Below are 19,861 nucleotides of genomic sequence, written 5' to 3' on the forward strand. Positions count from 1 at the left end.
GACTAACCCAGTTTGCGGTTGATGTTGTCCAGAAGCACGCAGAACACCGGCCAGACCAAGGCACTGGTCAGGGCCGGCCAAAGGTAGCTGAAGCCCGCGTCTTCGGCGCCAAGCAACTGTTTCACAAAGTGCACCAGCATCTGATTGATGCCGAGCAGGAGGAAAACCATCAGGCATTGCTGCGGCATGGGGTACATGCGTAGACGCTGGTGAATGGTCAGCACCAGAAAAGCGATCAGTGCCATGGCCATGGCGTTGACGCCCAGGGGCGTTGCCTCAAGCACATCCAGCAAAAGCCCGAGGCACCAGGCCAGCAGGATACCGAACTGGGCCGGTGCCCGGAATGTCCAGTAGAACACCACCAGCCCAAGCCATTCGGGGCGGAACTCGAACCAGCCTACAGGGAACAGTGAAATACTGAACACCAGCGCTACAATCACCGAAAGCACGAAAACCGGATAACTGATGACCGACAGCATCAGCCCTGCCCTCCTTCGGTGGTCTCTTGAGCAGTTGGCTCTCCCTCGTCGGAGGCAGAGGCGTCGTCGCCCACCGAATCCAGCTCTGTGGCGGCACCTTCCGGCGGGAACACCACCAGCACCAAGCGGCTTTGATTGAGCTGGGCCTTGGGCGTGGCTTCGATGGAAACAAAGGGCTCGCCCGGCTCCTTGGTGATCCGGCTCACTTCCGCGACCGGGTACCCCCGCGGGAATCGACCGCCGAGGCCGGAGCTGACCAGCAGGTCGCCCTCGCGAATATCGGCAGTGTCTGGCACGTGAACCAGATCCAGGGTGTCTGTGTCACCGGTGCCAAGAAGAATGGCCCGCAAACCGTTTCGCACCACTTCCACGGGCACGGCATGGCTGCTGTCAGAGACCAGAAGCACGCGGGAGGTAATCTGACTGCTCTGGACAACCTGCCCCATAAGGCCATGAGCATCGAGAATGGCCTGCCCGGGCGACACGCCGTCACTGCGGCCTTTGTTGATAATCACTTCGTGGGAAAACGGATCGGGGGACACACCCACCACTTCACCGACAATAACCCGGTCATCCAGCACTTCAGAGGAGTTCATCAGCCGGCGCAGCTCGTTGTTTTCAGACGCCAGGGCAGCGTATTTCAGGGCGCGACGTTCCAGAATCAGCAGGCGAGCCCGCAGGTCTTCGTTTTCCTGCTGTAGATCCTGCTTGTTCTCGAACAAACCGGCGAACCAGTCGGTGAATTCGTAGGGCGCGTTGCCCAGCCAGTAGATGGGCGCCAGTCCGGTGGCGATGGTGCTGCGAATCGTTGAGAGCTTGTCGAAACGCGCATCGGCAACCACGAGGGCTGCCGACACGAGGACAACGAGAAGGAGCCTGAAACCGGGAACAGGCCCCTGGACAAAGATGGTTTTAATGGCGAGCCCTCCCCACAGGATTATCCCTCCTGGGAGAACATTCCGATGCCACCCCGATCAATCACTTCCAGCGCCTTGCCGCCACCACGGGCAACACAGGTCAGCGGGTCTTCTGCAATAATCACCGGCAGGCCAGTTTCCTCGCTGATCAGTTTGTCCAGTCCGCGCAACAGTGCGCCGCCACCGGTCAATACAATGCCGCGCTCGGCAATGTCAGACGCCAGCTCGGGCGGCGACTGCTCAAGCGCGCTTTTGACGGTCTGTACGATTTGCGCCAGGGATTCCTGAAGCGCGTCCAGAATCTCTTCACTGTTGAGGGTGAAAGCCCGGGGCACACCCTCGGCCAGGTTGCGACCACGCACATCGATCTCACGAATCTCCAGGCCCTCGTAGGCACAGCCGATTTCGTGCTTGATACGTTCAGCCGTGGAGTCACCGATCAGGCTGCCGTAGTTGCGACGCACATACGTGACAATCGCTTCGTCGAACTTGTCACCACCCACGCGGACCGACTCGGCATAAACAATGCCGTTGAGGGAGATAATGGCGATCTCGGTGGTGCCACCGCCGATATCCACAATCATGGAGCCGCTGGCTTCTTCCACCGGAAGGCCGGCACCAATGGCTGCCGCCATGGGCTCTTCAATCAGGAACACTTCCCGGGCACCCGCACCGAGGGCCGATTCACGAATGGCCTTGCGCTCTACCTGGGTGGACTTGCTCGGCACACACACCAGAACCCGCGGGCTCGGCGTAATAAAGCTGTTCTCGTGCACTTTATGGATAAAGTGCTGGAGCATTTTCTCGGTGACCACGAAATCCGCGATCACGCCGTCTTTCATGGGGCGGATGGCCGTGATATTGCCCGGAGTACGACCGAGCATGCGTTTCGCTTCCGAACCGACGGCGGCCACCATTTTTTGGGAGTTGTTGGTGCGAATGGCCACAACCGAAGGCTCATTCAGCACGATGCCGCGTTCGCGAACGTAAATAAGGGTGTTGGCGGTGCCCAGGTCGATGGACAGATCGCTTGAGAATAAGCCTCGGAGTCTTTTGATCAACATTCGTGTAGTTTCAACCTGAGAGTTGCAGTCGCAGAGAAAAGATGCGGCAACTTTAGCAGTGAGCACCCCCACAGGCAAGGCGCTATCGGGCCCCGCGCCTTACCGTTCACACATTTGGCGGGTGGTTTGGGGCCTCCCGCCATTGTTCGAATCTGTTACCATGTCGCTTTCATTTTTTGGCTTGGGTGAAGGGCCGGTCAGAGATTCCCTTTCAAAACACGCTACGAGCACATCCCTGTGCGCTTGTTTCGGGCCATCCTTGGCCCTCTACAGTTTTGAAAGGGAATCTCCGACCGACCCCGTACCGAATATTGGCCTTCATTTTCTAAAGATTTATTAACGAGATTTCATATACCTGGGAGGCAATGCGTGACCATTTCCCGTGAGGACATTGAGAAAGTCGCTGTGCTCGCCCGCATCCGTGTGGACGAGGAGCAGGTCTCGGCGCTTGAGAAGGATCTGGGCAATATCCTGGATCTGGTAGACCAGTTGGCGGCCGCGGATACCGAGTCGGTGGAACCCATGGCCCATCCGCTGAATGCGGTCCAGCGGCTGCGGGCCGATGAGGTTACCGAGACCGATCAGCGGGAATCGTTCCAGGCCATTGCTCCGGCAACGGAGAACGGGCTGTATCTGGTTCCCCGGGTTATTGAGTGAGCACTTCGCGGGTAGCGAGCGATCTGACGAACAGCGATTTCAGGATTCATCATGCATAACAAATCCGTAGCAGAGCTTTCCCGGGACCTGGAGAGCGGCCAGGTGTCCAGCGTGGAGCTGACCCAGCAGTTCCTTGAGCGCATCAAGCAGGAAGACAGCAAGTACAACAGTTTTATCACCGTCACCGAAGAGCAGGCTCTTGCCGACGCCCGGGCAGCGGATGAGCGGCGGGCAGCGGGCAATGCCACGCCCTGGACCGGCATTCCGTTCGCGCACAAGGATATCTTTTGCACCAATGGCGTTCGCACCACCTGCGGCTCGAAGATGCTCGAGAATTTCGTACCGCCCTACGACGCCACGGTGACGGCGAATTTCCGCGACGCCGGGGCGGTGTGTCTGGGCAAGACCAACATGGACGAGTTCGCCATGGGTTCTTCCAATGAGTCCAGCTTCTTCGGTGCCGTAACCAATCCCTGGGGGCTGTCATCCGTTGAAAAGCGCGTGCCGGGCGGCTCTTCCGGTGGTTCCGCCGCAGCCGTGGCCGCTCGCCTGGTGCCGGCCGCAACCGCAACCGATACCGGCGGCTCTATCCGCCAGCCGGCGGCGCTGTGTGGCATTACCGGGCTCAAGCCCACCTACGGTCGGGTTTCGCGGTACGGCATGATTGCCTTCGCCTCCAGTCTGGACCAGGGCGGCACCATGGCGCGCACGGCGGAAGACAACGCGCTGATGCTGAACGTGATGGCCGGTTTCGATCCGAAAGACTCCACCTCGATCGACCGGGAAGTGCCGGATTACACTGCCACCCTGAACGAGCCATTGAAGGGTCTGAAGATTGGCCTGCCGAAGGAATACTTCAGCGACCAGCTCAGCCCGGCCATGGAGCAGCAGGTTCGCAACGCAGTGAAGGAGTACGAGAAGCTGGGCGCCACCGTCAAAGAGGTGTCCCTGCCCAACGCCAGGTTGGCCATTGCCGCCTACTACGTCATAGCTCCGGCAGAGGCTTCAGCGAACCTGTCGCGTTTCGATGGCGTGCGCTACGGCTATCGCTGTGCGGATCCGAAGGATCTGTTGGATCTGTACACCCGCACCCGGGCCGAGGGTTTTGGCGCCGAGGTGAAGCGTCGGATACTGGTGGGCACCTATGCCCTGTCCGCCGGCTACTTTGATGCCTACTACCTCAAGGCACAGAAGGTTCGTCGGTTGATCCAGCAGGATTTCATCAATGCCTTCAAGGAAGTGGACGTGCTAATGAGCCCGGTGACGCCCTCGCCTGCCTTTATCCAGGGCGAGAAAACCAGCGACCCGGTAACCATGTACCTGGAAGACGTGTTCACCATCGCCATTAACCTGGCGGGCGTTCCGGCCATGTCTGTACCGGCAGGGTTTGTGGACGGTCTGCCGGTGGGCCTACAGATCATCGGGGATTATTTCTCCGAGGCCCGCCTGCTCAACGCCGCCCATCAATTCCAGCAGGTGACCGACTGGCACCAGCGCGAACCGCAATAAGCCCGGGACAGGAGAACGAGTATGCAGTGGGACATTGTGATCGGGCTGGAAATTCACGTTCAGCTCGCCACCAAGACCAAGATTTTTTCCGGCTCCAGCACCGCCTACGGCGCCGAGCCCAACACCCAGGCCAACGCGGTTGACCTGGCCATGCCCGGCACCCTGCCCGTGCCCAACGAGCAGGCTTTCCGCTACGCCGTAATGTTCGGCCTGGCGGTGAACGCCGAGATCGAACGCCGTTCGGTGTTCGAGCGCAAGAACTACTTCTACCCGGACCTGCCCAAGGGCTATCAGACCACCCAGCTGGAACGCCCGATTGTTGGCCCGGGCTTCGTAGACATTGACCTGCCGAACGGGCAAAGCAAGCGGGTGCGCATTCACCACGCCCACCTGGAAGAAGATGCCGGCAAATCCCTGCACGAGGATTTCCATGGCATGACCGGTGTCGACCTGAACCGGGCCGGCACACCACTGATTGAGGTAGTCACCGAGCCTGACATGAACAGCGCCGAGGAAGCAGTGGCCTTTGCCAAAAAGCTGCACAGCATTGTGACCTCGCTGGGCATCTGCGACGGCGATATGTCCCAGGGCTCCATGCGTTTCGACGTTAACATTTCGTTGAAGCCGAAGGGCTCTGACACGCTGGGCACGCGCACCGAAACCAAGAACCTGAACTCGTTCCGGTTCATGGAGCAGGCCATCGCCCACGAAGTGGAGCGGCAGATGGACATTCTGGAAGACGGCGGCCGCATCATCCAGGAAACCCGCCTGTACAACGGCGACCGCGACGAATCCCGCTCCATGCGAACCAAGGAAGAAGCCAACGACTACCGCTACTTCCCCTGCCCGGACCTTTTGCCGGTGGAAATCGACGATTCCTTCATCGAAGAAGCCCGTAACAGCCTCCCGGAACTGCCGGACGCCCGCAAGGCCCGCTTCATGGACCAGTACGGCCTGAACGACTACGACGCCGGCCTGCTCAGCGGGGACTCAAAACTGGCCGCGTTCTTCGAGGAAGCCGCCAACCAGGGCAAAGACGCCAAGCTGGTGGCCAACTGGATACAGGGTGAGTTCTCTGCCCGCCTGAATGCGGAAGAAAAGTCGGTCGTCGACTCCCCCATCACCGGCGCTCAGCTGGGGGATCTGGTGGTACGCATCGTCGACAACACCATCTCCTCCGCCGGCGCCAAGAAGGTTTTCGAGGCGCTCTGGACCGGCGAAAACGACAACGTCGATGCCATCATCGAGGCCAAGGGACTGAAGCAGGTGTCCGACACCGGTGCGTTGGAGGCCATGGTTGATGAAGTTCTGGCGGGCATGCCGGATCAGGTGGCTCAGTACCAGAACGAGGAAGACCCGAAGAAGCGCAAGAAGATGCTGGGTGGGTTCATGGGGCCTTTGATGAAGGCCTCCAAGGGCCAGGGCAACCCGAAGCTCTTCAACGAGATTCTTGTTCGCAAGCTTGGGGAGTAAGGCCTCTACAGGGGGTCGGAACTTCTGGTTTCGGCCCCAGCCTTCTCGTTGCGTTGAAGGCCGTGGGAGGGGGTTGCTCCCAAAAAACGCTACGAGCACATCCATGTGCGCTTGGCTGTGGCCATCCATGGCCACAGACATTTTTGGGAGCAACCCCCTCCCACGGCTCGATACCTCTCAGTTAACGCCTGAAAAAAGACTACCGCAGGTCAAATCAGAAAAACCAAGCCTCGTGAATTCTGGGCACTTAATGGCAATGTTCGGGTGAAACTCGATAGTCCGACTTGATGCCTCCTATAACCGAAGATTGAAAGGGCTTGGCGGGGTGTGCCTCCCAAAAATGTCGTCGGCCATGGATGGCCGGCGCCAAGCGCACATGGATGTGCTCGTAGCGGTTTTTGGGAGGCACACCCCGCCAAGACCTACCCCCAAATTGAGCAGGTTAGGTGCCCAAGTCGGAAGCCATCAAAGAAGCCGAGCCCAAAGATCGTGCTCATCGGCATGCTCAACAACAGCCTGAACTATCTCACCGGGCACCAGGTCGGTTTCGTCGTTGAGGTAAACCATGCCGTCAATCTCAGGCGCGTCCGCCTTGGAGCGGCCAATGGCGCCTTCCTCGTCGACCTCATCAATCAGCACCTCGATGGTCTTGCCGATCTTGGCCTGCAGGCGGGCCGCTGAGATCTCAGCCTGCTTTTCCATGAAGCGGGCCAGACGTTCCTCTTTGACTTCCTCCGGAACCGCACCTTCCAGTTCGTTGGCCTTGGCGCCCTCAACCGCGCTGTATTTGAACGCGCCAACGCGGTCCAGTTGAGCTTCGTCCAGCCAGTCCAGCAGGTACTGGAAGTCTTCTTCGGTTTCGCCCGGGAAGCCGACGATAAAAGTGGAGCGGATGGTCAACTCGGGGCAGATTTCCCGCCACTTGCGGATGCGCTCCAAGGTCTTGCTGTCATGGGCCGGGCGCTTCATGGCCTTGAGCACTTTCGGGCTGGCGTGCTGGAACGGTATGTCCAGGTACGGCAGGATCTTGCCTTCGGCCATCAGCGGAATGATGTCATCCACGTGAGGGTAAGGGTAAACATAATGCAGGCGCACCCACACGCCCAGCTCACCCAGGGCCTCGCACAGGGACTGCATTTTGGTCTTCAGGGGGCGGCCCTGCCAGAAACCGGTGCGGTATTTGGTATCCACCCCATAGGCAGAGGTGTCCTGGGAGATCACCAGCAGCTCTTTAACGCCGGCATCCACCAGGCGCTTGGCCTCATCCATGACGTCTCCGATCGGGCGGCTGACCAGATCGCCCCGCATGGAGGGGATGATGCAGAACGTACAGCGGTGGTTGCAGCCTTCGGAAATCTTCAGGTAAGCATAGTGCCTCGGCGTGAGCTTGATGCCCTGGGGTGGAACCAGATCGGTGAACGGGTCGTGTTGTTTCTTCGGAGGGACGAACTGGTGCACAGCACCAACTACTTCCTCATAGGCATGGGGGCCGGAAACGGCCAGAACGCCGGGATGCGTATCGCGGATTTTGTCGGCCTCGACGCCCATGCAACCGGTGACGATCACCTTGCCGTTCTCGTTAATGGCTTCGCCGATGGCGTCCAGGGATTCCTGCTTGGCGGCGTCAATAAAGCCACAGGTGTTCACCACCACGATGTCAGCGTCGTCATAAGTGGGTACGACATCGTAACCGTCCAGCCGCAGTTGGGTGAGAATGCGCTCGGAATCCACAAGAGCCTTGGGACATCCCAGGCTGATGAAACCGACTTTGCCGTTACCTGATGCGGCCGGCTGGCTTTGGATGTTGTCTGTCATAGGAAGCGTGTATCCCCGGGCTCTTTGGGCCCACTAAAGTGTCAAGGCAGGGATTTTACACGACGTCGGATGCGGCTGCAGCACGTCTCAGTCAGGCCAGATGCGCGATTTGTACCGACAGGGATCAAAATTTGTGACACTCTGTTCAGAAAGATTTAATAAAACTGCCACAATTAACGGCAGACTTCTTGCTGATCACAAAATAAACAACTACACTTTCATGCGTTTATAGTGCGTACAAGTGTTTTTCTGGAAGAGAACTATGGGAAAGGCAGCCTCATTCGAAACCAGACACGCTCAAAGAGTCAAGATGAGACCGGTCGCCGTGAAACTGAACCTGCGCAATCAACAGAGGGTGGACGTTGCCACCGATATTACCATCGAGAAACCGGATGGCTGCTGCCTGACCTGCTCGGTTTCCAATCTCTCCCGCACGGGCGTAATGGTTTCCTGTAGCCAGGAGATCGTGAAGCAGTTGATTCCCGAACAGAGGGCACCAGCCCCCGGCCACTGGATTGCCGTGAAAACCCGGTTTTCGGTGCCGGTGGTGGCCAAGCAGCCTGTGTCCATTATTGCCGATGGCAACATCGTACACATGCGCCGGATTGCCCGGGACGAATTCCAGGTGGGCATCCAGTTCGCGGAATTTGAAGGCAACGGTTTCGATTACGTAGATCGCTACGTCTCCAAGCTGCTGGCCGACTCCCGCAATTCAGTCTGACTCAACGCATCCAACTTCTGTCTACGCGGCCAATCGCCTGTCGCGCGCTATATTGTTATAACGCCAATGTCTAGTTGGCCACCTTCTTATGCCCTTGCCGCCTCTGGTATAGTTGCGCTATTCACACGCATAGCCATAACGGCCCGCACGGCGGCAATGGATAACCATGACCACATACAACCTCACACATCTGAAACAGCTGGAAGCCGAAAGCATCCACATCATTCGGGAAGTGGCAGCCGAGTTCGATAATCCGGTGATGCTCTACTCCATCGGCAAGGACTCCGCGGTAATGCTGCACCTGGCCCTGAAGGCCTTCTATCCGGGCAAACCGCCCTTTCCGCTGATGCACATCGACACCACCTGGAAGTTCCGCGACATGATCAAATTCCGGGACAATGTGGCAGAGAAGTTTGGCCTGGATCTGATCGTGCACACCAATCAGGAAGGCGTGGCCCAGGGCATCGGCCCATTCACCCACGGCAGCGCCAAGCACACCGATGTCATGAAAACCCAGGCGCTCAAGCAGGCCCTGAACAAATACAAGTTCGACGCGGCCTTTGGCGGCGCACGCCGGGATGAAGAGAAGTCCCGGGCCAAAGAGCGCGTGTACTCGTTCCGCGACGAACACCACCGCTGGGACCCGAAGAACCAGCGGCCCGAGCTCTGGAACATCTACAACGGCAAGATCAACAAGGGTGAGAGCATCCGCGTCTTCCCGCTCTCCAACTGGACCGAGCTGGATATCTGGCAGTACATCTACCTCGAGAACATCGACATTGTTCCCCTGTACTTTGCCGCAGAGCGCCCCGTGGTGGAGCGCGATGGCACGCTGATTATGGTGGACGACGATCGCATGCCCCTGAAGGAAGGCGAGAAGCCGATGATGAAATCAGTGCGCTTCCGTACCCTGGGCTGCTACCCGCTGACCGGCGCCATCGAGTCCGAAGCGGCCACACTTCCGGACATTATCCAGGAAATGTTGCTGGCCAAGAGCTCCGAGCGTCAGGGCCGGGTCATCGACCACGATTCAGCCGGCTCCATGGAACAGAAAAAGCGGGAAGGGTATTTCTAAGATGTCACACCAGTCTGATCTGATTGCAGAAGATATTCAGGCCTACCTGAAGCAGCACGAAAACAAGGAACTCCTGCGCCTGCTCACCTGCGGCAGCGTGGACGACGGCAAGAGCACACTCATTGGCCGTCTGCTGCACGACACCAAGATGATCTACGAAGATCACATGGCCAGCCTGAAAACCGACAGTGCGAAGATGGGCACCACGGGCGAGAAGCTGGACCTCGCCCTGCTGGTCGACGGCCTGCAGGCGGAGCGGGAACAGGGCATCACCATTGATGTGGCCTACCGCTACTTCTCCACGGACAAGCGGAAATTCATCATCGCCGATACCCCGGGCCACGAGCAGTACACCCGCAACATGGCCACCGGCGCCTCCACTGCGCAGGTCGCGATCCTGATGATCGATGCCCGCCACGGTGTGCTGACCCAAACCCGCCGGCACTCGTACATCGCCTCCCTGCTGGGTATCCGCCACATCGTGGTGGCCGTGAACAAGATGGACCTGGTGGATTTCAGCGAAGAGCGCTTCAACGAAATCAAGGACGACTACCTGGCGTTCGCCGCCAAACTGGGGCTGAAAGATATCCGCTTTGTGCCGATCTCGGCCCTGGAGGGCGACAACGTAGTGAACAAGAGCGAGAACACGCCCTGGTTCACCGGCCAGCCGCTGATGGAAATCCTGGAAACAGTTGAAGTGGGCCGCGACAAGAACCTGGAGCACTTCCGCTTCCCGGTGCAGTACGTCACCCGCCCGAACCTGAACTTCCGGGGCTTCTGCGGCACCATCGCCTCTGGCGTGATCCGCCCGGGCGAAAAGGTCATGGCCCTGCCCTCCCGGCGTACCAGCACCGTGAAGGAAATCGTCACGTACGACGGCAAGCTCGAGGAGGCCTACATTGACCAGGCCATCACCCTGACCCTGACGGACGAGATCGACGTCAGTCGGGGCGACATGCTGGTCAAGGTGGAAGACGAGCCGGAAGTGGCCAACCGATTCAACGCCAACATCGTGTGGATGACCGACGCCCCGCTGGAGACCGGCCGGCTATACGACATCAAGCTGGGACCCACATTTACCTCTGGCACGGTCAAGAAGATCCACCACCAGACCGATGTAAACACCCTGGACCAGCAGGCCAACCCGAGCAAGCTCCAGCTCAACGAAATTGGTCTCTGCGAGCTGACCCTGAACCAGCCCATCGCGTTTGACGCCTACCAGCGCAACCACGCTACCGGCAGCTTCATCGTGATCGACCGGCTGACCAATGTGACCATCGGTGCCGGCATGGTCGCCGGCCTGGCCGACGGCAGCGAATCACTGGATCCGGTCACCGCCGAGGAACGCGAGCGTCGCCTGGCCCAGAAGCCGGCCATCATCGCCTGTAACGGCAAGCAGGCCCCGGCTCTGGCGCTGGCGGTCGAGCGCGCCCTGTTCGATCAGGGCAAGACCTCAGTGGTGGTCACCGAGGAGAACAGCGGCGATGCCGACGAGCGTCGCAACATCGCCCAGCTGCTTACCTCCCACGGGCTGGTCGCCGTTGCCGTCAACCTCGGCTCCGATGTCGCCAATGCCTCGGCCACTGCCGATAGCCAACAGGACATTCCGGCGGCCGTGAGCAAACTCGTGCAGGAGCTGGTTCGCAGCAAGCGGATCTGAAGTCTGACTCCGAGCTGAGACGTTAGAAGAGTTCCCGCATCGGTGGTTAGCTACTTGGGTGGCTGGCGCCGGGGTGGGGACTCTTTTTCTTTGGAAAAACAACTCGCTGCACTCAGACATCTTTTTCCGGCAGAAAAAGAGTCCCCACCCCGACACCGGCAGAGCCCGGTGATATGCGAAAGTAAAAAACCCGTGAAAACATAACGTGCGCTTTCAGACGGACCGCTGAGATGCCCGTGGACGTGGGGTAGGTGCGTATTTTTCTCTAGAAAAAAGATGTCTGAGCGCAGCGAGTTGTTTTTTCGTAAGAAAAATACGCACCTGCCCTGCGGCCCACCCCCAGAACCAGCAGGCTACGAATGAATCCAACACCAATCCATGGCAAAATCCCGCTCCTCTGAGTTAACCGAAACAACGAACAGGAGCCAAAAATGGCCATCAAACACCTCCGCACTGCCTTCGCCAGCCAGTACCAGCCGGGCCAACCCGCCCGCCTTGTTGCCGGCGAGGCCCTGCAGGAGCCCGGTGGCGATTATGAGGGCCTGCACAAGCAGATGAAGCGCCTGTTCAACAGCAAACCGGGCAAGAAATACGGCCGGTTCTCCGAAGACCTGGGCGAATGCCCGTTCAGCGCCTGGCTCAAGGACTATCTTGAGGACAAGCAAAGCTTTGGCGCCATGACCGATCGCCTGTTCGGCCAGTGGCAGGAGCTGCTGACCGGCAGCCAGGAAGAGTTCGACGGCCACCTGATGATCGTGCACGACGCCCTGGCAGACTCCGAGGTGGTCTACCTGTTCATTCTGGAGACCGACAGCGCCCTGCGGTTCGATGGCAAACAGTCCCTCGACGCCACGGATGTACTGAGCGTCTCCCGCCTGAACCTGGCCGTGCGCATCGAACTGGACGACTGGCGCAGCAACAACCCGGCGGAGAACTACCTCACCCTGGTGCACGGTCGCGGCACCGGCGAGCCGGGCGAATTGTTCATCCGCCTTTGCGGATTTACCAATCAGGTGGACGTGGAGAAAGAAACCCTCACCTTCCTGGACGCCGTGGAAGCCTTCGCCAAATCTTCCGAGCCGGAGAAAGCCGGCGAAGTACGCAACAAGGCCTACGAATTCTGCAAGGAGCAGCACGCCCTGGGCGAGCCGGTGGAAATCGAGGCGCTGTCCGGCTATCTGGATGAGAACGAGCCGCAGCGGTTCAAGGAATTCGCCTCGAAAACCGCAGAACTGCCGGAAAGCGGCGTGCTGCACCCGGACCACCGGAAGGTGAAGAAACTGGTGCGCATCGCCGGTTCCGGCGGCGGCATGAGCGTGTCCTTTTCATCGGACCTGGTGAACCAGGCGGTGTACTACGACCGGGACAAAGACGCGCTGACCATCACCCGGCTTCCGAAGGCCCTGCGGGAGCAGCTTCAGCGGTATCTCGAAGCTCGGGAGGAGTGAGGCTCTTGCGCCGGTTGGCACGCAGCTTGCGCACCTCCTGCATCCAGCCCACCCCGTCGATCAGTTCCCCGGTTTCCGGATCAATCGGCGGGTAAGGCAGATTGCGGTCGTCGCAGTAGCGCTTGACGGTTGGCTGGCACCAGCGAAACAGCAGCCGGTTGTATTCGTCATCCGGCAACCGCCGCTGGTCAAACAGACCCGCCAGCTTACGCTGCCTCTGGGCCTCCGACAGGATGATCGCGCAGGCGGATGACACGTTCAGCGACTCCACCATGCCCATCATCGGAATGACGATGTGCTCGTCGGCCTGGGCCGCCGCATCGGCGCTGACGCCATCCACCTCGTTACCCATGATCACCGTGCACGGCACCGTGTAATCCGCCTCCCGGAAATCTATGGCCCGGTCGGAAAGCTGGGCGGCATAAAGCTTGTGCCCCTGCCCCTTAAGCGCGGCTACCGCGTCATCCATGCTCCGGTGGGTGTGAGTGGTCACCCAGTTAAAGCTGCCGCCAGCCGTCTTGCGAAAGGCCCGGAACCCTTCCCGGGGCCACACCACATGCATGTTGGCCAGACCAAAGGCATCGCAGGAGCGGATGATGGCGGACAGATTTCGAGGTTTGTGAACCTGGTCGGTGAGGACACTCAGGTCCGGTTGCCGTGTGTCGAGGGTTTGCTTGATTCGGGCGAGACGTTCGGGAGTCATTGGTCTGTCAGAGTACGAGTTTGCATAAGGCACGAAATAGTATCACAACGAAGCTAGCAACAACCCGAGACAGAGGTGGTTGAAGAATGAGCACCCCGTTATAATACGCAGTTCCTTTTTGCTGGCGCCTAAGCTAGAAGCACCCGATACCCGGCGCACCATCCACCCGTTACGCACCAGACCACGTGAGACCCATGGCCAAGAAGCTGTACATCAAAACACACGGCTGTCAGATGAACGAGTACGACTCCGCCCGCATGGCAGACCTGCTCAAGACCGGCGAGCGCGTTGAAATGACCGACTCGCCCGATGACGCCGACATCTTGCTGCTGAACACCTGCTCCATCCGGGAAAAAGCCCAGGAGAAGGTCTTCCACCAGCTTGGCCGCTGGAAAGGACTCAAGAGCAAAAAGCCCGACCTGATCATCGGCGTTGGTGGCTGCGTGGCCTCCCAGGAAGGCCAGGCCATCATCGACCGGGCGCCCTACGTGGACATGGTGTTCGGCCCACAAACGCTGCACCGCCTGCCGGACATGATCACCGAAGTCCGCGCCAAGGGTAATGGCGTGGGCGTGGTGGACGTCAGCTTCCCGGAGATCGAAAAGTTCGACAACCTGCCCGAACCCGGCGCCGACGGCCCTTCCGCGTTTGTGTCCATCATGGAAGGCTGCAGCAAATACTGCACCTTCTGCGTGGTGCCCTACACCCGCGGCGAAGAAGTCAGCCGCCCGGCCGACGACGTGATTGCCGAAGTGGCCCATCTGGCCAGCCAGGGCGTGCGCGAAGTGAACCTGCTGGGGCAGAACGTGAACGCCTACCGGGGCGAAACCCACGACGGCGACACCATGGACCTGGCCGAGCTGATCGAACTGATCGCTACCATCGACGGCATTGATCGCATCCGCTACACCACCAGCCATCCGGTGGAGTTCTCCGATGCCCTGATCGACGTTTACGAGCGCGTACCGGAACTGGTCAGCCATCTGCACCTGCCGGTCCAGAGCGGCTCCGACCGCATCCTGGCCGCCATGAAGCGTGGCCACACGGCCCTGGAGTACAAGTCCAAGCTCCGCCGCCTGCGCAAGATCCGCCCGGACATCAGCTTCTCCTCGGACTTCATCATCGGCTTCCCGGGGGAAACCGAGAAGGACTTCGAGGACACCATGAAGCTGATCAACGACATCGGCTTCGACATGTCCTTCAGCTTCGTGTATAGCGCCCGCCCGGGCACGCCAGCGTCGGACCTGCCGGACGACACGCCGATGGAGGTCAAGAAGCAGCGCCTGAGCATCCTGCAGGACCGGCTTAACCAGAATGTGATGGACATCAGCCGCAAGATGGTGGGTTCCACCCAGCGGATTCTGGTGACCGGGTTATCGAAGAAGGACCCTGGCGAGTATGCGGGGCGTACGGAGAACAACCGGATTGTGAACTTCCGGCATGAGAATCCGGAGGTGGTTGGGCATTTTATTGATGTCGAGATTGTGGAGGCTTATCCCAACTCTCTTCGCGGGGTGCCTGTGAATTCGGAGTTGTATTAGAGTTCGGATCCTATTCGTCTTGGGCCTGGAGTTCGGCGAGTGGTGGATTACGCCTTCGGCTAATCCGACCTACTTGTTTTTTAACGTTCGGGCCTGCAAATAGTCTGACGGGTGTTTGGCAGGTGGCGCTTCCCAAAAACGTGGAGTGCCAGGGATGGCACGACCGAGCCCTACAGGGACGTACTTGCGGGCGCTTTTTGGGAAGCGCCACCTGCCAAACACCCCAACCCAATCTAGAAACTCGTACTCCCGGAACCAAAAACCCGGGGAGTAAACGAAAACGGAGCACTTTTGAACGCCAACGATCACAGACAATTTGACCTGCACCCGGTGGACCAGCGGCGGCTGGCGACGTTGTGTGGACAGTTTGATGACAACCTGAAGATGATCGAGAAACGCCTTCAGGTGAAGGTCGGCCGTCGGGGCCATCATTTCCGGGTGGAAGGGGAAACCGAGCATGTGGCCGCTGCCGTGGAGGTGATTCGTCACCTGTATCGGGAAACCGAGGCCACGGACGACATTCCGCCAGACACGGTGCATCTGTTCATTCGGGAAACCGGCTTCGAGCGCCTGCCCGAGGATGTGCCCTACAACGGCGCAGTCACCGTGATCAAGACGCCAAAGCTGACCGCCAAGCCGCGGGGCGTGAACCAGCAGAAGTATGTGCACAACATCCGCACCCACGACATCAACTTCGGCATTGGCCCCGCAGGTACCGGCAAAACCTGGCTGGCGGTGGCCTGCGCAGTGGAAGCGCTGAAAGACGAGCAGGTAAAGCGGATCCTGCTGGTTCGTCCGGCGGTGGAGGCCGGGGAGAAGCTGGGGTTCCTGCCCGGGGATCTGGCCCAGAAGGTGGACCCATACCTGCGGCCGCTGTACGACGCGCTCTACGAGATGCTCGGTTTTGACCAGGTCACCCGGCTGATCGAGAAGAGTGTGATCGAGATTGCGCCCCTGGCGTTCATGCGTGGGCGAACCCTGAATAATGCGTTCATCATTCTGGACGAAAGCCAGAACACTACCCGGGAGCAGATGAAGATGTTCCTGACCCGGATCGGCTTCGGTTCCACGGCGGTGATCACTGGTGACACCACCCAGGTGGACCTGCCCCGGGGGCAGAATTCGGGGTTGATTCATGCGGCCACCGTGCTCAGCAAGGTACCGGGCATCGGCTTTACCCGGTTTGAGGCCAAGGACGTAGTGCGCCATCCGCTGGTTCAGCGGATCGTGGAGGCCTACGATTCGTTTGACGACTCAAGTGCGACAGGCCAATGAGCAATCTGACGGTTGATTTCCAGCCTGTGTTCGAGGGCCGGGGCGTGCCCCGTGAAGAGCGCGTTCGTGACTGGGCGCAGCTGGCGTGGCAGGGGGAGGATCCGTCCGAGGTGACGATCCGTATTGTCGGGTCTGAAGAGAGCCAGGCGCTGAACCATCAATACCGGGGCAAGGACTACCCGACCAACGTGTTGTCCTTCCCATTTGAGGCGCCACCCGGTATAACGGTGCCATTGGCAGGCGATCTGGTGATTTGCGCACCGGTCGTGGAAAACGAGGCCCGGGAGCAGCATAAAACCCTGGAGGCCCACTGGGCCCACATGGTCATTCACGGCATGCTGCACCTGCAGGGCTACGACCACATTGACGATACAGATGCCGAGGTCATGGAAGCCCTCGAAATCCGGCTGCTGGCGCAGCTTGGTTATGGCAACCCCTACGAAGCAGAGGAAACGGAAAAAGACTCATGAGCGACGATCAGTCGAGTCGCAGTCAGGGCAACAAGTCCTGGCTGGATCGTATATCACAGGCCTTTTCCAGCGGGCCTGAGTCCGTCGAGGACGTGCTGGAAATCCTGCGGGACGCCGAGTCCCAGAACATCATCGACACCGATGCAATGAGCATTATTGAAGGTGCGATGCAGGTGATCGACATGCGGGTGGATGAAATCATGATTCCCCGCTCGCAGATGGTTACCGTCAAAGCCTCCCAGGAGCCGAAGGAATTCCTGGGAGAGATCATGGAATCCGCGCACAGCCGTTTCCCGGTGATTGGCGACAGTCAGGATGATGTGATCGGCATCCTGCTCGCCAAAGATCTGCTCCCCCTCGCCCTGAACAACGACCTGAACTGGAACCGCATCCGCGAGATCCTGCGACCACCCAACTTCGTGCCCGAGAGCAAGCGTCTGAACCAGCTGCTCAAGGAGTTCAAGGAAAACCGCAACCACATGGCCATCGTGGTGGATGAGTACGGCGGCACGGCCGGTCTGATTACCATTGAGGACGTGCTCGAACAGATTGTCGGCGAAATTGAGGACGAACACGATTTCGACGAAGAAACCAATATCAAGGCCCGGGGTGATGGCAGTTATGCCGTCAAAGCGGTAACTCCGATTGATGACTTCAACGAGTTTTTCGAGACCGAGCTCGATGAGGAGGAGTTCGACACCATCGGCGGCCTGGTACTCAAGGAATTCGGACACCTGCCCAGACGGGGCGAGTCGGTGGAGTTTGGCGGTTTGAATTTTGCCATTGCCAATGCTGACAACCGTGTTATCCGTCTGCTGCAGGTAACCCGCAGTGAACAGTGAAGCCCGCAGCCACGCTCTGAGCACACGTTTCTCGTCAAACCGATGGCTGGCCGCCGCCACCCTGCTGGTGGCCGGCGCCCTGCAGACGTTGACCTTTTCGCCCTTTCACCATTGGTGGCTGGGGCCTGTCTCCATTCTGCTGATTCTGCTGGTAACCGTCCCGCAGGCCCGGGAAAGGCTCTTCCGGGCGGGCTGGTTGACCGGGCTGGGGCTGTTCGCCAGCGGCGCCAGCTGGGTCTACGTCAGCATCAGTGAACACGGCAACACCGCAATCCCTATTGCCGTCCTGCTGACGGTGATCTTTGTGGCCGGGCTGGCCCTGTTCCACGGCCTGGCATTCTGGTTCTGGGGAAAACTGGCGAAGGATAACCCGGTTCGCCGCCTCATTCTGTTCCCGGCCATCTGGATTCTCGGTGACTGGCTGCGTGGCTGGTTGCTGACCGGTTTCCCCTGGCTCTACCTGGGCACAGCCCACACCGACGGTCCACTGGCTGGCCTCGCCCCGCTGACTGGCGTGCACGGGATCACCTTCTGGATTACGGTTTCCGGCGCAGCGCTCTACGGTGCCTGGTGGCTGATTCGGGAGCGGCGGCCCGTGGCTGCGGGCATCACGGTCGTCGTGGCGCTGATTCCCTGGCTGGTAGCCCCCGCCATGAACCGCATCCAGTGGACCGAGCTGGCCTCGGAGCCGACCAGCTTCGCGGCCATGCAGGGCAACATCCCCCAGCAGATCAAATGGGACCCGGAGTTCCTGAAAGACCAGATCGTCACCTACCTGGGCATGACCGAGGATCACTGGGACACCGACCTGATTCTGTGGCCGGAAACCGCCATCCCGATTCCCCAGGACCAGGCGGGCAAGATCATTGATCACATTGATGAACAGCTCGGCGAGAACAGCACCCTGATCACCGGTATTCCCTGGTACGGTTTCAGCGACCGCATTGAGGACTTTACATTCCACAACAGCATCATGGCCATTGGCAACGGCGAGGGCATGTACCACAAGCAGAAGCTGGTGCCTTTCGGAGAGTATGTGCCGCTGCAGAGCGTACTGCGGGGACTGATTGGTTTCTTCGACCTGCCCATGAGCGACTTCAGCCGTGGCCCCGAATGGCAGGATCCGCTCACGGCCAACAGTGTGAACGTGATGCCGTTCATCTGCTATGAGGTGGCCTACCCGGATTTCGTGGCCTTCAACGCCCGGGGCTCGGGCCTGCTGCTGACCATCAGCAACGACGGCTGGTTCGGCGATTCCATCGGGCCGCTGCAGCACCTGCAGATCGCCCGGATGCGCGCGCTGGAAACCGGTCGTTACATGGTCCGTGGCACCAACAATGGCGTGACCGCCATTATCAACCATCGGGGCCAGCTAACGGAGACCATCCCGCAGTTTGAGCGAGCCACGCTTACGGGTGAGGTGTTCACCGCCAGCGGCAGCACGCCCTACATGCAGACCGGCTCCTGGCCAGTGCTGACCCTCGCGGTAATCCTTATCGTCTTCGTGCGCGAGCGGGTTATTCCTCCTGTTTCGGCCAGCGGCTCGTAACCCGTTCATAGTAATGGGAGCCGCAGGCCTCACAGGGCTCCAGGTGGCTGGTTGCAGTGAGGCAGCGCATGTGCCCGCAGTTCAGGCACTGGAACATGCCCGCTGTGGCTACCTCACCGGAGATGTATTGGCCCACCTCTTTGTTCTCCAACTTTTGTCTCAGCTCAAGTGTGTCCACTAGGGTTTTGTCGGCAATGGAGAACAGACTGTCCGCCAGTTGATGCTCAAGCAGAGCAATATCGAGCTGTAGCCACTCCTTCAGCCCCTCGCCGGTTTCATCCACGAAGTGCAGCAGGTGCTCCAGATCCCGCTTGAGGTATTCGCCGAGCAGGTCGGCTTCTTCCCGGGTCATCTCCTCCAGTTCGTACTCGAACTCCACAGCCTTTTGGACCTCGTCCTCCAGGGTCTGCAATGAGGCGTTCTCGAACTCCCGCAGCCGCGTCTGCACACGCTCCAGCATGCGGTCATACACTTCCAGGGCCTTACCTGAGAGATGGCTTCTTTCCGGTTCTGTCATGTTGACTCCTTATTGCCCATTCGGGCTTACCCACTGGTACCGGGCTGAGGTGGAGGAGCCGCGGTTCGGGCCGACTTTCCGGGACACGCTGTGAATACGTCCCTGTACGCTTGACTGCAGCATCCATGCTGCAGACAGTCCCGGAA

At 59.5% G+C, this 19,861-nt stretch carries 18 protein-coding genes; 12 read left to right on the top strand and 6 right to left on the bottom strand.

The window, feature by feature from the left end:
* Positions 1–2: 2 nt before the first annotated feature.
* From mreD to BM344_RS05000, 3 genes are read right to left on the bottom strand one after another with little or no spacing between them, the layout of a single operon-like run.
* A complete protein-coding gene (gene mreD, locus BM344_RS04990; RefSeq protein ID WP_091986700.1) occupies positions 3–479 on the bottom strand; it encodes a rod shape-determining protein MreD in 477 nt (158 codons plus the stop codon).
* Positions 479–1,387: a rod shape-determining protein MreC gene (gene mreC, locus BM344_RS04995; protein ID WP_091986703.1), complete on the bottom strand. Its 909-nt coding sequence runs from the start codon at positions 1,385–1,387 to the stop codon at positions 479–481. The genes mreD and mreC overlap by 1 nt, the downstream gene beginning before the upstream one ends.
* A gap of 29 nt (positions 1,388–1,416) precedes the next feature.
* Positions 1,417–2,457: a rod shape-determining protein gene (locus tag BM344_RS05000; RefSeq protein ID WP_091990808.1), complete on the bottom strand. Its 1,041-nt coding sequence runs from the start codon at positions 2,455–2,457 to the stop codon at positions 1,417–1,419.
* Between the two features lie 372 nt (positions 2,458–2,829).
* Between BM344_RS05000 and gatC the strand changes: the two genes are divergently transcribed.
* From gatC to gatB, 3 genes are read left to right on the top strand one after another with little or no spacing between them, the layout of a single operon-like run.
* Positions 2,830–3,117, top strand: a complete 288-nt coding sequence (gene gatC, locus BM344_RS05005; protein ID WP_091986706.1) for an Asp-tRNA(Asn)/Glu-tRNA(Gln) amidotransferase subunit GatC — start codon at positions 2,830–2,832, stop codon at positions 3,115–3,117.
* A gap of 51 nt (positions 3,118–3,168) precedes the next feature.
* Positions 3,169–4,626, top strand: a complete 1,458-nt coding sequence (gene gatA, locus BM344_RS05010) for an Asp-tRNA(Asn)/Glu-tRNA(Gln) amidotransferase subunit GatA (RefSeq protein ID WP_091986709.1) — start codon at positions 3,169–3,171, stop codon at positions 4,624–4,626.
* A gap of 21 nt (positions 4,627–4,647) precedes the next feature.
* A complete protein-coding gene (gene gatB / locus BM344_RS05015) occupies positions 4,648–6,099 on the top strand; it encodes an Asp-tRNA(Asn)/Glu-tRNA(Gln) amidotransferase subunit GatB (RefSeq protein ID WP_091986711.1) in 1,452 nt (483 codons plus the stop codon).
* A gap of 465 nt (positions 6,100–6,564) precedes the next feature.
* Here gatB and rimO read toward each other — a convergent pair whose 3' ends face one another.
* Entirely contained in the window at positions 6,565–7,914 is a 1,350-nt protein-coding gene (rimO, locus tag BM344_RS05020; RefSeq protein ID WP_091986714.1) for a 30S ribosomal protein S12 methylthiotransferase RimO, read from the bottom strand.
* A gap of 310 nt (positions 7,915–8,224) precedes the next feature.
* Here rimO and BM344_RS05025 point away from each other — a divergent pair, with 310 nt between their 5' ends.
* The 4 genes from BM344_RS05025 (at position 8,225) to BM344_RS05040 (ending at position 12,818) form a co-directional block, all read left to right on the top strand.
* Positions 8,225–8,635, top strand: coding sequence for a PilZ domain-containing protein (locus BM344_RS05025; protein ID WP_091986717.1), 411 nt, complete (start codon positions 8,225–8,227; stop codon positions 8,633–8,635).
* Positions 8,636–8,801: 166 nt separating this feature from the next.
* Positions 8,802–9,710 carry a sulfate adenylyltransferase subunit CysD gene (gene cysD, locus BM344_RS05030; RefSeq protein ID WP_091986720.1) on the top strand — a complete coding sequence of 303 codons (909 nt, stop codon included), beginning with the start codon at positions 8,802–8,804 and terminating at the stop codon, positions 9,708–9,710.
* Position 9,711: 1 nt separating this feature from the next.
* Positions 9,712–11,370, top strand: a complete 1,659-nt coding sequence (cysN, locus tag BM344_RS05035; RefSeq protein ID WP_091986723.1) for a sulfate adenylyltransferase subunit CysN — start codon at positions 9,712–9,714, stop codon at positions 11,368–11,370.
* Between the two features lie 431 nt (positions 11,371–11,801).
* The gene (locus BM344_RS05040; RefSeq protein WP_091986725.1) at positions 11,802–12,818 is read left to right on the top strand and encodes a nucleoid-associated protein; all 1,017 of its coding nucleotides are present in this window, start codon (positions 11,802–11,804) and stop codon (positions 12,816–12,818) included.
* Here the strand turns inward: BM344_RS05040 and trmH are convergent.
* Positions 12,754–13,521 (bottom strand): tRNA (guanosine(18)-2'-O)-methyltransferase TrmH, encoded by a 768-nt coding sequence (gene trmH / locus BM344_RS05045; RefSeq protein WP_228143553.1) that lies wholly within the window; start codon positions 13,519–13,521, stop codon positions 12,754–12,756. The two genes, BM344_RS05040 and trmH, sit on opposite strands and share 65 nt — an antisense overlap.
* A 194-nt stretch (positions 13,522–13,715) precedes the next feature.
* Between trmH and miaB the strand changes: the two genes are divergently transcribed.
* The 5 genes from miaB (at position 13,716) to lnt (ending at position 19,198) form a co-directional block, all read left to right on the top strand.
* Positions 13,716–15,062 carry a tRNA (N6-isopentenyl adenosine(37)-C2)-methylthiotransferase MiaB gene (miaB, locus tag BM344_RS05050; protein WP_091986728.1) on the top strand — a complete coding sequence of 449 codons (1,347 nt, stop codon included), beginning with the start codon at positions 13,716–13,718 and terminating at the stop codon, positions 15,060–15,062.
* Positions 15,063–15,353: 291 nt separating this feature from the next.
* Complete coding sequence (locus tag BM344_RS05055) at positions 15,354–16,337, top strand: PhoH family protein (protein WP_091986731.1); 984 nt, start codon at positions 15,354–15,356, stop codon at positions 16,335–16,337.
* Positions 16,334–16,807: an rRNA maturation RNase YbeY gene (gene ybeY, locus BM344_RS05060; RefSeq protein ID WP_091986734.1), complete on the top strand. Its 474-nt coding sequence runs from the start codon at positions 16,334–16,336 to the stop codon at positions 16,805–16,807. The genes BM344_RS05055 and ybeY overlap by 4 nt, the downstream gene beginning before the upstream one ends.
* Positions 16,804–17,649 (top strand): HlyC/CorC family transporter, encoded by an 846-nt coding sequence (locus tag BM344_RS05065; RefSeq protein WP_091986735.1) that lies wholly within the window; start codon positions 16,804–16,806, stop codon positions 17,647–17,649. The genes ybeY and BM344_RS05065 overlap by 4 nt, the downstream gene beginning before the upstream one ends.
* Positions 17,639–19,198 (top strand): apolipoprotein N-acyltransferase, encoded by a 1,560-nt coding sequence (gene lnt, locus BM344_RS05070; RefSeq protein ID WP_091986738.1) that lies wholly within the window; start codon positions 17,639–17,641, stop codon positions 19,196–19,198. Before BM344_RS05065 ends, lnt begins: the two co-directional genes overlap by 11 nt.
* Here lnt and BM344_RS05075 read toward each other — a convergent pair.
* A complete protein-coding gene (locus BM344_RS05075) occupies positions 19,167–19,715 on the bottom strand; it encodes a zinc ribbon-containing protein (protein WP_091986741.1) in 549 nt (182 codons plus the stop codon). The two genes, lnt and BM344_RS05075, sit on opposite strands and share 32 nt — an antisense overlap.
* Positions 19,716–19,861 lie beyond the last annotated feature (146 nt).

This window comes from Marinobacter gudaonensis (assembly GCF_900115175.1).
GTDB lineage: Bacteria > Pseudomonadota > Gammaproteobacteria > Pseudomonadales > Oleiphilaceae > Marinobacter > Marinobacter gudaonensis.

Excerpts from the sequence above, each read along its gene's own strand:
- mreD (WP_091986700.1), bottom strand. The coding sequence starts at position 479 with ATGCTGTCGGTCATCAGTTATCCGGTTTTCGTGCTTTCGGTGATTGTA.
- gatA (WP_091986709.1), top strand. The coding sequence starts at position 3,169 with ATGCATAACAAATCCGTAGCAGAGCTTTCCCGGGACCTGGAGAGCGGC.
- gatB (WP_091986711.1), top strand. The coding sequence starts at position 4,648 with ATGCAGTGGGACATTGTGATCGGGCTGGAAATTCACGTTCAGCTCGCC.
- rimO (WP_091986714.1), bottom strand. The coding sequence starts at position 7,914 with ATGACAGACAACATCCAAAGCCAGCCGGCCGCATCAGGTAACGGCAAA.
- BM344_RS05025 (WP_091986717.1), top strand. The coding sequence starts at position 8,225 with ATGAGACCGGTCGCCGTGAAACTGAACCTGCGCAATCAACAGAGGGTG.
- cysD (WP_091986720.1), top strand. The coding sequence starts at position 8,802 with ATGACCACATACAACCTCACACATCTGAAACAGCTGGAAGCCGAAAGC.
- cysN (WP_091986723.1), top strand. The coding sequence starts at position 9,712 with ATGTCACACCAGTCTGATCTGATTGCAGAAGATATTCAGGCCTACCTG.
- BM344_RS05040 (WP_091986725.1), top strand. The coding sequence starts at position 11,802 with ATGGCCATCAAACACCTCCGCACTGCCTTCGCCAGCCAGTACCAGCCG.
- trmH (WP_228143553.1), bottom strand. The coding sequence starts at position 13,521 with ATGACTCCCGAACGTCTCGCCCGAATCAAGCAAACCCTCGACACACGG.
- miaB (WP_091986728.1), top strand. The coding sequence starts at position 13,716 with ATGGCCAAGAAGCTGTACATCAAAACACACGGCTGTCAGATGAACGAG.
- ybeY (WP_091986734.1), top strand. The coding sequence starts at position 16,334 with ATGAGCAATCTGACGGTTGATTTCCAGCCTGTGTTCGAGGGCCGGGGC.
- BM344_RS05065 (WP_091986735.1), top strand. The coding sequence starts at position 16,804 with ATGAGCGACGATCAGTCGAGTCGCAGTCAGGGCAACAAGTCCTGGCTG.
- BM344_RS05075 (WP_091986741.1), bottom strand. The coding sequence starts at position 19,715 with ATGACAGAACCGGAAAGAAGCCATCTCTCAGGTAAGGCCCTGGAAGTG.